This is a genomic window from Azospirillum picis, from assembly GCF_017876115.1.
GTDB classification, from domain to species: Bacteria; Pseudomonadota; Alphaproteobacteria; order Azospirillales; family Azospirillaceae; genus Azospirillum; species Azospirillum picis.
Genome location: NZ_JAGINO010000022.1, coordinates 1 through 15,220 on the forward strand (window position 1 = coordinate 1; position 15,220 = coordinate 15,220).

The window sequence follows — 15,220 nt, forward strand, 5'->3', positions numbered from 1 at the left end:
ACCCTGACCGCCCACCGCATCGCCATCGCCCGCCGCATGGTCAACCAGTACCCGTGGCTCTACGAGCGCGCAGGTCCCTTCGCCTGGAGGGAGCGCCAGCCGGCCCGCGGCTGAAACCGGTTTGGCAGGCTGACTCCCCGACATAGGATCGGGAAAGAGCTGGCCTGCCGAATGATGTATAGCCGAAATAATTCATCCGTCGGAGCCTATGCCCACGACGTGCTCGGGCGCCGCTTCCCTGAAGGGAAGTCGGCGCCCTTTTTATTTTTTAACCACACGATGTCTTAGGTCGAGAGGTTTTCCATGGAATTCTTCCGAAAGTCAGAGAAAAACCATCTGGTGGGATGCATCGTGCTCTGACATACTATGGAAATTATCGAAATTTGAAGAACAGGCACCACGAACGCCGGCTTGGCCGGCGGCGCGGGGGCGTGCCGTGGCGGGCGCATCGCGCCGGCCCGCCGGCGCGTCCGTAACGGCATCCGCCAAGGAGAAGGCATGAGCATGGCAGCGGGCAAGACGGCCGTTTCCCGGCCGCGTCGGTTCTGGAGCATCGGGCGCAAGGTGACGGCTGCCTTCGTCGCGGCCATCGTCGGTGGCTTCATCGCCATCATGGGGCTCCAGGCCAAGATGCAGTACGACGACGCGGTGCGCCTGGCCACCCACGACGCACGCGTCAAGACCGACATGCTGGCGAACGCCACCCGCACCAGCTTCGTGGCCGGCGACGGCGCCTCCATCGAGACGGAATACATGCCGCTGGCCGACAGCGCGGAGGTGCAGCTCACCTCGCTGCGGGCGGTGAGCGCGTCCGACCGGCTGGCGGATTTCGCCAACCCGCGCTTCGCCAAGTACGACCTCGGCGCCGACGCCGACCTGATCGAGGCGGTGCTGGCCGGCAAGGGGGCGCAGACCCGGTCGGCCAAGGGGCATATCGTGGTGACGGTGCCGGTGGTGACCGGCAAGAGCAACCGGCTGGTCGGCGCGCTTCAGGTCGCCTGGAGCCTGGAGCAGCAGATCGACGCCATAGCCGCGCAGATGCGCAACCAGATCGCCATCTGCCTGGTCGCGCTGCTCGTGCAGATCGTGATGCTGAACGCCATGCTGGGACGGATCGTCGTGCGGCCGCTGCGCGCCATGTCCGGCGCGATGGCCCGGCTGGCCGGCGGCGACACCGCGGTCGAGGTTCCCGGCAGCGGGCGGCGGGACGAGATCGGCGACATGGCCGGTTCGGTCACCGTCTTCCGCGACAACGCCCGCGCCATCGAGCGGATGCACGCCGCCCAGGCGGAGGCCGACGCCAAGGCCGAGCAGGCCAAGCGGGTTGCCCTGCTCGAACTCGCCGACCGGTTCCAGCGCACGGTGATGCAGATGGTGGACGGGATCGCCGCGTCCGCCTCCGGCATGGCCGACAGCGCCGACCGCATGGCCGCGGTGGTGGGCGAGGCGTCGAGCCAGACCCGCAGCGTCGCCCGCGAATCCGACGACATCCAGGCCAACGTCCGCTCCGCGGCGGCGGCGGCGACCGAACTCGCCGGCTCGATCGGCGGCATCTCCGACCAGGTCGCCCACTCCGCCCGCATCGCCGGCGAGGCGGTGTCGCACACCGACCGCACCAACGCCACCGTCCAGGGGCTGATCGCCAACGCCGAGCGCATCGGCCAGGTGGTGGGGCTGATCCACGCCATCGCCAAGCAGACCAACCTCCTGGCGCTGAACGCGACCATCGAGGCGGCGCGCGCCGGCGAGGCCGGCAAGGGCTTCGCCGTGGTGGCGACCGAGGTGAAGGGGCTGGCCGACCAGACGGCCAAGGCGACCGACGAGATCGCCTCCCAGGTCGCCGCCATGCAGTCCGTCACCCGCGAGGCGGCCTCGGCCATCGGCGCCATCGGCAGCACCATCACCGAGATCGACGGCATCTCCGGCACCATCACCCACTCGGTGCAGGAGCAGAACGCCGCCACCCGCGAGATCGCGCGGGCGGTGGAGATGGCGGCGCAGGGGACCCAGGGCGTGTCGGCGACCATCGCCACCCTGGCCCACACCGCCGAGAGCGCCGGCGCCACCGCGTCCGGCGTGCAGGATGCCGCCCGCGGCCTGTCCGGCCAGACCCGCGCGCTGGCGGCCGAGGTGGACCGCTTCCTCGGCGAGGTGCGGCGGCAGGCGACGGGGGATGTGAAGGCGGCGTAGGTTCCCTGACGGCGGGGCTCACCCCAGCAGCAAAAATCCCGCTCCGGTGCCGATCAGGGCACCCGCCCACAGCAGGTCGAAATTCACCCAGCCGCGGCGCAGGATGCCGAGCCCGACGGTTTCGAACACCGCCAGCCCGATGGCGGCGATCACCGCCATCATCGCCGCCATATGCACGAGGACCACCGCCAGCCCGGCCGCCGCCGATCCCAGTGCCGCGACCGGGCCTGTCATCCCCGCTCCCGGTCCGCACAGCGACAGGGCCATCACCTGCGCCGGCGCCAGCATGCCCAGCAGCAGGGGCAGGATCATCAGCCCGGCCCCGTGGGCCGAGGCCATCAGGAAGGACCAGAGCGTCAGCCCGGCAAAGCCGGTGCGCATGCCGACCCGCAGCCGGTGGCGGTATCCACGCACCAGCCTGTAAAGGCCGAAGCCGATCAGGAGGGCGGGCGTGACCAGCTTCAGCGGGGCCGTCGTGACGACGAACTGGAGGATGGCGAAGCCCGCCACCACGACCAGCACCGAAAGGGCATGGCCGAGCGCGATGGGGGGCAGAGCCCTGATGACGGCGCCCCGCCGCCCCTCCTGCAGGCCGAGAGCCACGGCGAAGAGCCATCCCATCGCCGGGTTCACTCCATGGAAGGCGCCGAGCCCGGCCAGCGCCAGCCATTGCCAAGGGTCATCCATGGAGAGGCGTCCCCGGATGGCGGTCAGGGGTAGCAGTAGGAATCCGAAGAGGCGTCGCCCCCCTCCAGGCGGATCTGGTGGCCGCGGAACCCGTCGTCGAAGCGCAGGAAGAACCGCTCGTCGATGGCCAGGCCGCCATCCGGTCCGGCATCGAGCTTGACCATCCAGCTCTTGATGCCGTCCGGGTAGAACTGGTCGTCCCAGCTCCGGTAGAGCGAGTTGGTGAAATAGACCCGCTTTCCGTCGCGGCTGACCTCGACCATCTGCGGGCCGCCGTTGAGGGCGGCGCCGTCGGCGGGATGGCGGTCACGGCCGACGATCCCGCCGAGCCGCACCGATGCGGTCAGCCGGGGGTGGAAGGGATCGGACACGTCGTACCGCCGCATCTCCCCGGTTCCCCAGCACGACACGTAGAGCCAGCGGTCGTCCAGCGACAGGTCGATGTCGGTGACGAGCGGCGGCACCGCCTTGAAGCCCTTGAGCATCGGCGGCAGCAGGTCCGGGTCGGCCGGCTCGGCCGGGATGTCGATCACCTTCCGCATCGCCCATTGCCCGGCCCCGCTCCCGCCAGCCTCGCGATACCAAAGCCAGATCGACGAGGACAGGTCCGTCAGGTTGACCACGGCGTTCATGAAGCCGTGCGCCCTGGTCGGATCGTGGGCCGGCCGCAGTTCCAGTGCGAGCTGGTATTCCGCGCCGAGGTCGATGGTCTGCCGGTGCCGGCGGCTCCGCAGATCCCAGAAATGGACCTGATGGCCGTATTTCGCGCCGAGCAGCAGGTCCGGGTTCAGCCCGTCCTCGATCATGTCGGGCGTTCCCCATTCGCTGGTGATCAGCGTGTCCTGGCCGAGATGCCACCACACGTCATAGGCCAGGACCTGCGGTCCGCGGTCGATCTCCCACTGGCCGAGCACCTCGAACGTCTCGTGGTCCATCAGGAAGACGCCGCCCGGCCCGCCGCCATCGCCCTTCCCGTTGCCGAGCGCGCTGACATAGATGCCTTCGGGGCCGCAATGCAGCGTGTGCGGCCGCGAGTAGCCGGCGCGCGCCGCGAGGTCGTCCGGCTCGATGACCTTGACGATCCTGGGATTGGCCGGGTCCGGTCTGGTGTCCAGGATGTGGATGCGCGACGACCGCAGGCCGGGCACGATCAGGTAGCGCCGTTCGACATGCGGGTGCGGGGCGTAGGGACAGAGGGCGGAGCTGCAGGCGTTCCAGCCGAAGTGATGCAGCTCGTCGCCGGCGTTGGGCATGTCGACCCGGCGCAGGAGCCGGCCGTAGTCGGCCGAGGAGGGATCGACGTCGACCACCCCCAGCGCATCCGGCCCGGTGCCGACATTGAGCATCGCCACATAGGCCAGCCGTTCCGGCGGAGCCTGCATCGCCATGCGTGGCGACGGATAGAAACTGGGATCAGGAGTCCAGGTTGCCATGGAAAGTCCCCCCAACTCGGCGCGTGCCGAATGTGGAAGGATACCTCAGCCTGGACCGGCTCCCACGGCGGCAATCGGGGTGTATTGTCTATCTGGAGAGGCGACAATCATCCCAATTCCGGGTTCAATCCAATTCCAACCGGGCACCCGGAGGCACCGGGATGGCGGTCCACCACGGAAATGAAAAGTGAAATGGAAAAATCCCGCCTCGGAACGGAGGGCGCCGGCGTCGGTGGGGGACGGGCCTGGTCCTGGGAATCCGCAACCACACCGATTCCAGGATCCTCCCACCCGTCCGTCGCGCCACGGCGGCTCCCTCCTTCTCCCCGGCCCCGGGCGGATTTGCGATCCGTCCGGGGCCGCCGGCACGCATGCGCGGGCACGGGAGGCGGGAAAGGGGATGGACTTCCGCAGGCCGGGCTTTACGAGAACGCCTGCAGGCCGGTCTGCGCCCGCCCCAGGATCAGGGCGTGGACATCGTGGGTGCCCTCGTAGGTGTTCACCGTCTCCAGGTTCACCATGTGGCGGATGACCTGGAATTCCTCGGAGATGCCGTTGCCGCCGTGCATGTCGCGGGCGACGCGGGCGATGTCGAGCGCCTTGCCGCAGTTGTTGCGCTTGATCAGCGAGACGGCCTCCGGCGACCAGCTCCCCTCGTCCATCATGCGGCCGACCCGCAGGGCGGCCTGCAGGCCCAGCGTGATCTCCGTCATCATGTCGGCCAGCTTCTTCTGGACGAGCTGGGTCTGGGCCAGCGGACGGCCGAACTGCTTGCGGTCCAGCGTGTACTGGCGGGCGGCGTGCCAGCAGAACTCGGCCGATCCCATCACGCCCCAGGCGATGCCGTAGCGCGCCTTGTTCAGGCAGCCGAAGGGGCCGCCGAGACCCGACGCTTCCGGCAGCAGGTTCTCCTCGGGCACGAAGGCTTCGTCCAGCACGATCTCGCCGGTGATCGACGACCGCAGCGACAGCTTGCCCTCGATCTTCGGGGTGGTGAAGCCCTTGGTCCCGCGCTCCACCACGAAGCCCTTGATCTTGTTGCCGTGGGCCTCCGACTTCGCCCAGACCACCGCCAGGTCGGCGATGGGGGAGTTGGTGATCCACATCTTGGAGCCCGACAGCAGGTAGCCGCCGTCGACCTTGGTGGCGCGGGTCTTCATGCCGTTGGGGTCGGAGCCGTGGTCGGGCTCGGTCAGGCCGAAGCAGCCGATCAGCTCACCGGTCGCCAGCCGCGGCAGCCACCGCTTCTTCTGCTCCTCGCTGCCGTAGGAGTAGATCGGGTGCATCACCAGCGAGGACTGCACCGACATCGCCGAGCGGTAGCCGCTGTCCACCCGCTCCACCTCGCGGGCGACCAGGCCGTAGGCGACGTGGCTGACGCCCGGTCCGCCATACTCCTCCGGGATGGTCGGGCCCAGCAGGCCCAGCTCGCCCATCTCGTTCATGATCTCGCGGTCGAAGCGCTCCTCGCGGAAGGCCGAGATCACGCGGGGCTGGAGCCGGTCCTGGCAGTAGGCACGGGCGCTGTCGCGCACCAGCTTCTCGTCCTCGGTCAACTGGTCTTCAAGGAGGAAGGGGTCGTCCCACTGCATGCTCTTCACGGGTGCGTCTCCTGGTCGGGTCTGGTGGCCGGGGGCCGTTCCGGGCGCGCGGGCCGCGGGGCTTCCTGTGCCGGTCCACCGATTGAAGCGCACTGTGCCGCGCCGCCGCCATAGCTGCAAACACATATTTTAGATCAGACCCATATGGAAACGATATGGGGTGGTCCAAACTGTCCGGAAATCTTTCGGTTCCACAAAAGTTTTAACGTGAAGGTTACCATTTCCTATGCAATTTTGCCTGTGGCCCAGTGCCGTCACCTACACCAACGGACAGACCGCCCGTGTTTGCTGCATTGCAACCAATAACCGCGTTCGCCGGTTTTCCCCTGTTGTTTGGCCTCGCCATTTTGACGCTGCTGCACGAAGACGTCGCGATTGCGGCGGGTGCCAGCCTGGTCAGCGTCGGTACGGTCAGCATCGGTGTGACGGCTCTGGCGCTGCTTGGTGGAATTATTGCCGGCGACGTTTTCATTTATGTCCTGGGAATGCTGTCATTGCGGATTTCCTGGATAAGGCGGCGGACCGAAGGGCCGCTTCTTGAGCGCTGCCGTACGGCTCTTCAGAACAACTTGCTGCCGACACTGGTGACTTGCCGGATTGTTCCCGGTGTCCTGTTCCCGACCTACTTCGCCTGCGGGGCGATGCGGGTGCCCTTCCTGCGCTTCACCGCCATCACCCTGGTGACCGCCGGGCTGCATGTCGGGCTGCTGCTGACGCTGATGACCTCGTCGCTGGAATCGGCGGCGGTCCAGGTGCAGGTGATCGGGATCGCGGCGGCGGCGGCGCTGATGCTGTCGCGCACCCGGCGGGCGCGGTCGCTGCTGAAGGCCCTGGCGGCACGGGTCGCCGCCGTCGCCGGGCCGCACCTGCCGGACTCCCTGCGCGAGGCGCTGCGCCGCAACCCGACGCCGCGGCCCATCGCCCTGCCCGGCCTGCCGGTGGTTCCGGCCGGCGCTCCCACCATCGGCTGGGCCGAGCGCATCCCGCCGCTGCTGTTCTACATTCCGCTGGTGGTGCAATGGGCGGCGCTGGGCCTGCGCTACCGCAGCCTCAGCCTGCCGACCGCCGCCAACCCTTCGATCGAGGCGGGCGGCCTCCTCGGCGAGTCGAAGATCGCCTGCATGGATCTCATCGGGCCGCAGGCGCGGCAGTGGGCGGCGCGCTCGATGGCGCTGGCCAACCGCCCGTCCCTGACGGCGGAGCGTCTGGCAGCGCTGGCGGAGGGGGCCGGCCTGTCCTTCCCGCTGGTGGCCAAGCCCGACATCGGCTGGCGCGGCATCGGCGTGCGGCTGGTGCGCGACGCCGCGGACCTGCTGTCCTACCTGCGCGACTTCCCGGCCGAGGCGCGGGTGATCCTGCAGGAGCATGTGCCCCACGCCGGCGAAGCCGGGATCTTCTATGTCCGCAAGCCGGGCGAGCGGCACGGGCGCATCTTCTCGATGACCTTCCGCTACTACCCGCATGTGGTGGGCGACGGGCGGTCGAGCCTGCGCGACCTGATCGCCGCCGACCCGCGCGCCTCCTGGAAGGCCGACCTGCACCATGCGGCCCTCGCCGGGCGGCTCGACCAGGTGCCGGCGGCCGGCGAGACGGTGCGTCTGTCGCTGGTCGGCAGCAGCCGGGTCGGCGGTCTCTACAAGGACGCCTGCCCCCACGTCACCGCCACCCTGACCGCCCGCTTCGACGAGATCGCCGACGCCATGCCCGGCTTCCACTTCGGCCGTTTCGACGTGCGGTTCGAGTCGGTCGAGCGGCTGGCGCTGGGCGAGGGCTTCCGCATCATCGAGGTGAACGGCGCCGGGGCCGAGGCCATCCACATGTGGGACCCCGACTTCCGACTGGCCGACGCCTACGCCACCCTGTTCCACCAGCAGGCGCTGATGTTCGAGGTGGCCGACGCCAACCGGGCACGTGGCGCCAAGCCGCTGACCGCCTGGGAGCTGGTGCGCTACCAGCGCCGCCAGCAGAGCCTGCTGCCGCTCTACCCCGCCTCCAACTGATCCGTCCCGTTTCCGGCCGGCCCGGCTTGCTCCGCGGGCTGGCGCCGCTCGTCGCGCACGCCGGCGGTGCAGCCGAAGGCGGCGGCCGGGTTCAGTCGGACGTCCGCGGGAGTGGCCGATCGGGCGCCTGCGTGGACGGCTCCGCGGGCAGGCTGTAGCGGAAGTCGCAGTGGCTGGCGCCCTGCATGATGGTTCGGGTGCGGGTGAAGCTGGCGTCCGGCCGGTAGCCGCACATGAACTCGCCGTCGCGGTTGCAGGACAGGATGTCGCCGATCTCCTCGACGCCCATGGCGCGGTAGGTCTCGGCGTAGCGGCAGCGCGTGACGTTGAAGCCGAGGCGCTCCGGCGTGCTTTCGATCACCTCCAGCCGCAGCGCGTCGCCGGCGGTCCACAGCGCCAGCCGCTCATGGAAGGTGGCGAGGTCCGCCGTCCCGCGGGCGGCGCGGTCCTCCGCGGCCATGGCGGCGCCGGCCTCCCGCGCCATCGTCTCGATGGCGCGGGCCAGCACGGCGCGGGCCCGCTCCCGGCCGATCTCGGGCACCATCTGGTCATAGAGCGCCTTGGCGAAGGCTGCCTCGACGCGCCGGCGCTCCAGGATGGGCATGCTGTGGAGCGATGCGGCGGCAGGCGGGCTGTCGTCGGTTTCGGTCATCGGTCGGCTCCTTGTTCCGGCCGCCGTTGCTGATCTTGCCCGGCGGCGCCCTCCGCCAGCCTAAACCGCCTCGCCGTCCCGGCACATGCGGGACTTTCATGTCAGAGCGGCGTGCCGCCATCGAGGAACGCCTCGATCGCGGCCTCGTGGCCGGCGGTGTCGAAGCCGGCCTGCCGCATCCAGGCGTCGTCGTGGTAGGTGTTGCGGTAGCGCTCGCCGGAATCGCAGATCAGCGTCACCAGGGAGCCGCCGCGGCCCGCCTCGCGCATGCGCCCGGCAAGCCAGCAGAGGCCGAAGAAGTTGGTGCCGGTGGAGCCGCCGACCTTGCGGCCGAGCCGCCGCGACAGCACCCTCATCGCCGCCAGCGAGGCGGCGTCCGGCACCTTGATCATCTGGTCGACGACCTCGGGGATGAAGGACGGCTCGACGCGCGGGCGCCCGATCCCCTCGATCCGCGAGCCGCGCCCGCTGGTGAGGGCGGCGTCGCGCCGGACGAAGCTGTCGTAGAAGACGGAATGCTCGGCGTCCGGCACGCACAGCCGGGTGGGAAGGCCGCGGTAGCGGATGTGCCGCCCGATGGTGGCGGCGGTGCCGCCGGTGCCCGCGCTCATGACGATCCACTCCGGGACGGGATGGCGTTCGCCGCGCATCCGGTCGAAGATCGCCTCGGCGATGTTGCCGGCGCGCCAGTCGGTCGCCCGCTCCGCATAGGTGAACTGGTCGAGATAGACGCCGCCCAGCCGGGAGGCCAGGCCCGCCGCCTCGGCGTAGATGGCCTGCGGCCCGTCGACGAAGTGGCAGCGTCCGCCGTGGAATTCGATCGAGGCGACCTTCTCCGCCGAGGTCCCGCGCGGCATCACCGCGTGGAAGGGCAGGCCGAGCAGCCGGGCGAAATAGGCTTCCGACACCGCGGTCGAGCCCGAAGACGCCTCGATCACCGGCGTTCCCTCGCCGATGCGGCCGTTGCAGATGGCGAACAGCAGCAGCGAGCGTGCGACGCGGTGCTTCAGGCTGCCGGTGGGGTGGGCGGATTCGTCCTTGAGATAGACGTCGATGCCGTCCAGCGCCGGAAGGTCCAGCTTCAGCAGCGGCGTGTCCGGCGCCTGCTCCGCCTCGGCCTGCAGCAGGCCGACCGCCCGCCGCGCCCAGCCGCAGCGGGCGGCGTCGGGCAGCGGGGTCGCGTCGATGCCGGCCGGGACAGCGCAGCCGGCCATGGGCGGGGGCTGCTTGGTCGCGACAGGACCGGTTTCCGCCGGACTGGTCATCATGCTGCTCATCTCCCTGGGCATCCTCGTCCTTCCCCTTTCCGAGAACGGCGGGGGCATATGTGGAAAAAACTTTCCCGGCCGGGGCCGGACAGGCAAAAATCCTCCGCGTCATCCGCCAAGCCCCCGGACCCCCCTGACCATCGACGCCCCATGACCATCGACGCCACCGACCGCAAGATCCTCGCCGCGCTGCAGGCAGACGCCACCCTGTCGCTCGCCGACCTCGGCAGGCAGGTCGGCCTGTCGGCCACCCCCTGCTGGCGCCGTGTCCAGCGCCTCGAACAGGAGGGCTACATCCGGCGGCGGGTCGCCCTGCTGGACCGCGAGAAGCTTAATGTCGACGTGACGGTCTTCGTCGCGGTGCGGACCAGCAACCATTCCGCCGAGTGGCTGGAGGAATTCCGCCGGGTCGTCGCCGATATACCCGAGGTGGTCGACCTCTACCGCCTGAGCGGCGAGATCGACTATCTGCTCCGGGTGGTCATCCCCGACATCAAGGCCTACGACGCCTTCTACCGGAAGCTGATCGGGCGCATCGAGCTTCAGGACGTGTCGTCGATGTTCGCGATGGAGGAAATGAAATCGACAACGGAGGTTCCCCTCTCCTACGTGAAGACGTGATCCGGGGCGCTGTCCGCCGCCGTCCGAAGGTTCGATACTGTCGCACGGCCGCCCTGGGATTTTTTCGCTTTTTCAGCGGAAGCCGCGGCATCGGTCTGGAATGAATTTCCAAATGATCTCCATTCCGAGCGAAAATATTCTTCTCCCGGGTGCCGGCCTCGGCGCCGGCCTCCGGCCCCGCATTTTTCTTCCGACGAATTTCCCGGCCGCCTGCGTATCAGGAGGGTCAAGGTCGGCCGCATGCCGCCGACCGGTATGGACAGGATGTGGGTCGAGGGATGAGCGTTCGTTGGAAGCCGGTGGTGACCGGCGTGGTTCTCGCGGGGCTGATCGGCGGCATCGGCTATGCCGTCCATGACAGGCTGAACGCCCCGGCGGCGACCGCCGGAAGGCCGCCCGGCGCCCCTCCCGGGCCGGGAGCCGCCCGCAGCGCCGTGGTGGCGGTGCAGGCCGGCACGGTGGCGCGCGAGGACGTGCCGGTCTGGTTCGACGGCATCGGCACCGTCCAGGCCTTCAACACCGTCACCGTGCGCGCCCGCGTCGACGGCGAGCTCCAGCGCGTCTCGCTGCAGGAGGGGCAGATCGTCAAGGCCGGCGACGTGCTGGCCATCATCGATTCCCGCGCGCTCCAGGCCCAGCTCGCCCAGGCCGAGGCCAAGAAGGCGCAGGACGAGGCGCAGCTCGCCAACGCCCGCCGCGACCTCGACCGCAACATGAACCTCAAGGAATTCGCGTCGCGCCAGACCGTGGACACCCAGCGCGCCCTGGTCGCCCAGTACGAGGCGCAGATCCGCGCCGACGAGGCGGCGATCGAGGCGGTGCAGGTCCAGCTTACCTACACCACCATCACGGCACCCATCGGCGGCCGCATCGGCCTGCGCAGCGTCGACCAGGGCAATTTCGTGCGGGCCAGCGACCAGACCGGCATCGCCACCATCACCCAGATCCAGCCGATCGCCGTCCTGTTCACCCTGCCGGAGAAGCAGTTGCCGGCCATCCTCGCCGCGCAGGCCAGGGGGTCGGTGACGGTCGAGGCGCAGGACCGCCAGGGCCGCCGCGTGATCGACACCGGCACGCTGTCGGTGGTCGACAACCTGATCGACAGCGGCACCGGCACCATCCGCCTGAAGGCGGAGATGCCCAACGACCCGCAGAAGCTGTGGCCCGGCCAGTTCGTCAATGTCCGGCTGCTCTCCGACATCCGCCGTGACGCCGTCACCGTCCCGGCCACGGTGGTGCAGCGCGGCCCTCAGGGCACCTACGCCTACGTCGTCAAGGACGACCTGACGGTGGAGCAGCGCCCGGTCGCCGTGGCGCTGCAGGAGGAGAACCGCGCCGTCATCGAGCAGGGGCTGACCCCCGGCGAGCGCGTGGTGGTCGACGGGCAGTACCGCCTGCAACCCGGCTCCAAGGTCCGCATCGTCGAGCCGGTGGCCTCCGCCGCCCCGGTCGGCGCCGATCCGGCCGCCTCTCCAGCCGCCATCCCGCCAGCGACCCAACCCGCCGCCCCGCCCGCCGCCCCGCACCGACGCCCGCCCGGCGCCCAGGGCGTGCCGGCCGACGCCGCGCCGGCCGACGCCGCGCGGCAGGGACGGCAGCCCTCATGAACATCTCCGCCCCCTTCATCCTGCGGCCGGTCGCCACCGGCCTGCTGATGCTGGCGATCGTGCTGCTCGGCCTGCTCGGCTATCGGGCGCTGCCGATCTCCTCGCTGCCGTCGGTCGACTTCCCGACGCTGCGCGTCACCACCCAGCTTCCCGGTGCGGCCCCCGACGTCATGGCCTCCTCGGTCACCGCGCCGCTGGAACGGCAGCTCGGGCAGATCGCCGGCATCTCCTCGATGATCTCGACCAGCTCCTTCGGGCTGTCGGTCATCACCATCCAGTTCGACCTCAGCCGCGACATCGACGCGGCCAGCCAGGACGTCCAGTCGGCGATCAGCGCCGCCTCCGGCACCCTGCCGAAGGGGCTGCCGAACCCGCCGGTCTACGACAAGGTCAACCCGGCCGACACCCCGGTCATGGTGCTGGCGCTGAGTTCCGACAGCCTGCGGCTGGAGACCGTCAGCGACGCCGCCGACACGCTGCTGGCCCAGAAGCTGAGCCAGGTCGAGGGCGTCGGCTATGTCGGGATCGAGGGCGGCCTGCGCCCGGCCGTGCGGGTGCAGGTCAACCCGGCCGCGGTGGCCGGGCTGGGGCTGACGCTGGAGGATGTGCGGACCACCATCACCCAGGCCAACGTCAATGCCCCCAAGGGCAGCTTCGACGGTCCCCGCCAGTCCTGGTCGATCGGCGTCAACGACCAGATCTCGACGGCCGCCGCCTACCGCCCGATCATCGTCGCCTACAAGAACGGCGGGCCGGTGCGGCTGTCCGACATCGGCACCGTCGTCGATTCGGTGGAGAACAGCCGCCTCGCCGCCTGGCATGACGGCAAGCCGGCGGTGCTGCTGAACGTGCTGCGCCAGCCCGGCGCCAACATCATCGACACGGTCGACCGCATCCGCCGGCTGCTGCCGTCGCTGGAATCGACGCTGCCGCCGCAGATCCACATGGCGGTGCTGACTGACCGCACCGAGACGATCCGCGCCTCGGTGCTCGACGTGCAGAAGACGCTGGTGCTCACCGCCGGGCTGGTGGTGATGGTGATCTTCCTGTTCCTGCGCAAGGCGTGGGCCACGGTGATCCCGGCGGCGGCGCTGCCGCTGTCGCTGATCGGCACCTTCGGCATCATGTCGCTGTGCGGCTTCAGCCTGGACAACCTGTCGCTGATGGCGCTGACCATCGCCTCCGGCTTCGTCGTCGACGACGCCATCGTGATGATCGAGAACATCGTCCGCTACATCGAGAAGGGCGAGAAGCCGCTGGCGGCGGCGCTGAAGGGGGCGCGGCAGATCGGCTTCACCGTCATCTCGCTGACGCTGTCGCTGATCGCCGTCTTCATCCCGCTGCTGTTCATGGGCGGCGTGGTCGGCCGGCTGTTCCGCGAGTTCGCCATCACGCTGTCGATCGCCGTCCTGGTGTCGGCGGTGATCTCGCTGACGCTGACGCCGATGATGTGCGCCCGCCTGCTGAAGCCGGAGGCGGAGAGCCGGCCGAACGGCCTCTTCCGCTGGACCGAGCGCGGCTTCGACGCGCTGCTGAACAGCTATGCCGCCTCGCTGCGCGTCGTGCTGCGCCACCAGCCGGCGACCCTGATGGTCACCGTCGCCACCCTGGCCGCCACCCTCTACCTCTACGACGTGGTGCCGAAGGGCTTCCTGCCGCAGCAGGACACCGGCGTCATCATCGGCGTGACCGACGCCGCCCCCTCCATCTCGGTCAAGGCGATGGCGGAGCGCCAGCGCGAGGTGGCGGAGATCGTGCGCCGCGACCCCGACGTCGCCGGGGTGGCGAGCTTCGTCGGCACCGGCACGGTGAACCCGACCAACAACGCCGGCAGCCTGACCATCGCGCTCAAGCCGCGCGACCGGCGGAGCTCCTCGGCGGAGGAGATCATCGCCCGCCTGCGCGAGGCCACCTCCGGGCTGAAGGGGGTGTCGCTGTTCATGCAGGCGGTGCAGGACGTCCAGATCGACAGCCGGGTCAGCCGCACCCAGTACCAGTACGTCCTCCAGGACGCCGACCCGCAGGAGCTGGAGGCCTGGACGCCGCGCCTGCTGGCGGCGCTGCGCGCCCGCCCGGAGCTGACCGACGTCGCCACCGACCAGCAGCCGGACGGGCTGCAGGTCTACCTGACCATCGACCGCGACGCGGCGTCCCGCCTGCACGTGCTGCCGCAGGCGATCGACGACACCCTCTACGACGCCTTCGGCCAGCGCCAGGTCTCGACCATCTACACCCAGACCAACCAGTACCGGGTGATCCTGGAGGTCGAGCCGTCCTTCCAGATGGACCCGGAGTCGCTGTCGAAGATCTACGTGAAGAGCAGCGCCGGCGGCGTGGTGCCGCTGGACGCGCTGGTGACGGTGGAGCGCAAGACCGCCCCGCTGGTCATCACCCACCAGGGCCAGTTCCCGTCGGTCACCCTGTCCTTCAACGTCGCCCAGGGCGTGTCGCTCGGCCATGCGGTGGCGGCGATCGGCGAGGCGCGCGAGAGCATCGGCATGCCCGCCACCGCGACCGCCCGCTTCGCCGGGACGGCGGCGGAGTTCCGCTCGTCGCTGGAGACCCAGCCCTGGCTGATCCTGGCTGCGGTGGTGGCCGTCTACATCGTGCTCGGCGTGCTGTACGAGAGCACGATCCACCCCGTCACCATCCTGTCGACCCTGCCGTCGGCCGGCATCGGCGCCCTGCTGGCGCTGATGGCCACCGGGCACGACCTGTCGCTGATCGCGCTGGTCGGCATCGTGCTGCTGATCGGCATCGTCAAGAAGAACGCCATCATGATGATCGACTTCGCCCTGGAGGCGGAGCGGCACCAGGGCATGGCGCCCGAGCGCTCGATCTACGAGGCGTCGCTGCTGCGCTTCCGGCCGATCATGATGACCACCATGGCGGCCCTGCTCGGCGCCCTGCCGCTGGCGCTGGAGCACGGCACGGGGTCGGAGCTGCGCCGGCCGATGGGCATCGCCATCGTCGGCGGCCTGCTGCTGAGCCAGGTGCTGACGCTCTACACCACGCCGGTGGTCTATCTCTACATGGACCGGCTGGGGCGGTTCCTGCGCCCGCAGCGGCGGCGGTCGGCGCCGCTGCCGGACAATGGACTGCCGGACAATGGACTGCCGGACAACGGCCGGTCCCCCGGCCGGGCGGCGGCGGAGTAGCCG

At 69.8% G+C, this 15,220-nt stretch carries 11 protein-coding genes; 6 read left to right on the forward strand and 5 right to left on the reverse strand.

Going from position 1 to position 15,220, the window contains the following annotated elements:
* Positions 1 to 3: 3 nt before the first annotated feature.
* Both J2850_RS32255 and J2850_RS24100 read left to right on the forward strand, forming a co-directional pair.
* Positions 4 to 114 carry a DUF6867 family protein gene (locus J2850_RS32255; protein ID WP_343206894.1) on the forward strand — a complete coding sequence of 37 codons (111 nt, stop codon included), beginning with the start codon at positions 4 to 6 and terminating at the stop codon, positions 112 to 114.
* A 384-nt stretch (positions 115 to 498) separates the two neighbouring features.
* Positions 499 to 2,190 carry a methyl-accepting chemotaxis protein gene (locus J2850_RS24100; RefSeq protein ID WP_246513482.1) on the forward strand — a complete coding sequence of 564 codons (1,692 nt, stop codon included), beginning with the start codon at positions 499 to 501 and terminating at the stop codon, positions 2,188 to 2,190.
* Between the two features lie 18 nt (positions 2,191 to 2,208).
* On the opposite strand, the gene J2850_RS24105 is transcribed toward J2850_RS24100, so the two are convergent.
* From J2850_RS24105 to J2850_RS24115, 3 genes are all read right to left on the reverse strand, one after another.
* Positions 2,209 to 2,877, reverse strand: coding sequence for a hypothetical protein (locus J2850_RS24105; RefSeq protein WP_209987547.1), 669 nt, complete (start codon positions 2,875 to 2,877; stop codon positions 2,209 to 2,211).
* A 23-nt stretch (positions 2,878 to 2,900) separates the two neighbouring features.
* The gene (locus J2850_RS24110) at positions 2,901 to 4,310 is read right to left on the reverse strand and encodes a selenium-binding protein SBP56-related protein (protein ID WP_209987550.1); all 1,410 of its coding nucleotides are present in this window, start codon (positions 4,308 to 4,310) and stop codon (positions 2,901 to 2,903) included.
* 422 nt (positions 4,311 to 4,732) lie between these two features.
* Positions 4,733 to 5,902, reverse strand: a complete 1,170-nt coding sequence (locus tag J2850_RS24115; protein WP_211114018.1) for an acyl-CoA dehydrogenase — start codon at positions 5,900 to 5,902, stop codon at positions 4,733 to 4,735.
* A gap of 338 nt (positions 5,903 to 6,240) precedes the next feature.
* Between J2850_RS24115 and J2850_RS24120 the strand changes: the two genes are divergently transcribed.
* Positions 6,241 to 7,911, forward strand: a complete 1,671-nt coding sequence (locus J2850_RS24120; protein ID WP_246513484.1) for a VTT domain-containing protein — start codon at positions 6,241 to 6,243, stop codon at positions 7,909 to 7,911.
* 91 nt (positions 7,912 to 8,002) lie between these two features.
* On the opposite strand, the gene J2850_RS24125 is transcribed toward J2850_RS24120, so the two are convergent.
* Both J2850_RS24125 and J2850_RS24130 read right to left on the reverse strand, forming a co-directional pair.
* Positions 8,003 to 8,563: an L-2-amino-thiazoline-4-carboxylic acid hydrolase gene (locus J2850_RS24125; protein WP_209987556.1), complete on the reverse strand. Its 561-nt coding sequence runs from the start codon at positions 8,561 to 8,563 to the stop codon at positions 8,003 to 8,005.
* 101 nt (positions 8,564 to 8,664) lie between these two features.
* A complete protein-coding gene (locus J2850_RS24130; RefSeq protein ID WP_246513486.1) occupies positions 8,665 to 9,840 on the reverse strand; it encodes a PLP-dependent cysteine synthase family protein in 1,176 nt (391 codons plus the stop codon).
* 141 nt (positions 9,841 to 9,981) lie between these two features.
* Here J2850_RS24130 and J2850_RS24135 point away from each other — a divergent pair, with 141 nt between their 5' ends.
* From J2850_RS24135 to J2850_RS24145, 3 genes are all read left to right on the forward strand, one after another.
* Entirely contained in the window at positions 9,982 to 10,452 is a 471-nt protein-coding gene (locus J2850_RS24135) for an Lrp/AsnC family transcriptional regulator (protein ID WP_209987559.1), read from the forward strand.
* Positions 10,453 to 10,730: 278 nt separating this feature from the next.
* Positions 10,731 to 12,059, forward strand: coding sequence for an efflux RND transporter periplasmic adaptor subunit (locus J2850_RS24140; RefSeq protein WP_209987562.1), 1,329 nt, complete (start codon positions 10,731 to 10,733; stop codon positions 12,057 to 12,059).
* Positions 12,056 to 15,217: a multidrug efflux RND transporter permease subunit gene (locus tag J2850_RS24145; RefSeq protein WP_209987565.1), complete on the forward strand. Its 3,162-nt coding sequence runs from the start codon at positions 12,056 to 12,058 to the stop codon at positions 15,215 to 15,217. Before J2850_RS24140 ends, J2850_RS24145 begins: the two co-directional genes overlap by 4 nt.
* Positions 15,218 to 15,220 lie beyond the last annotated feature (3 nt).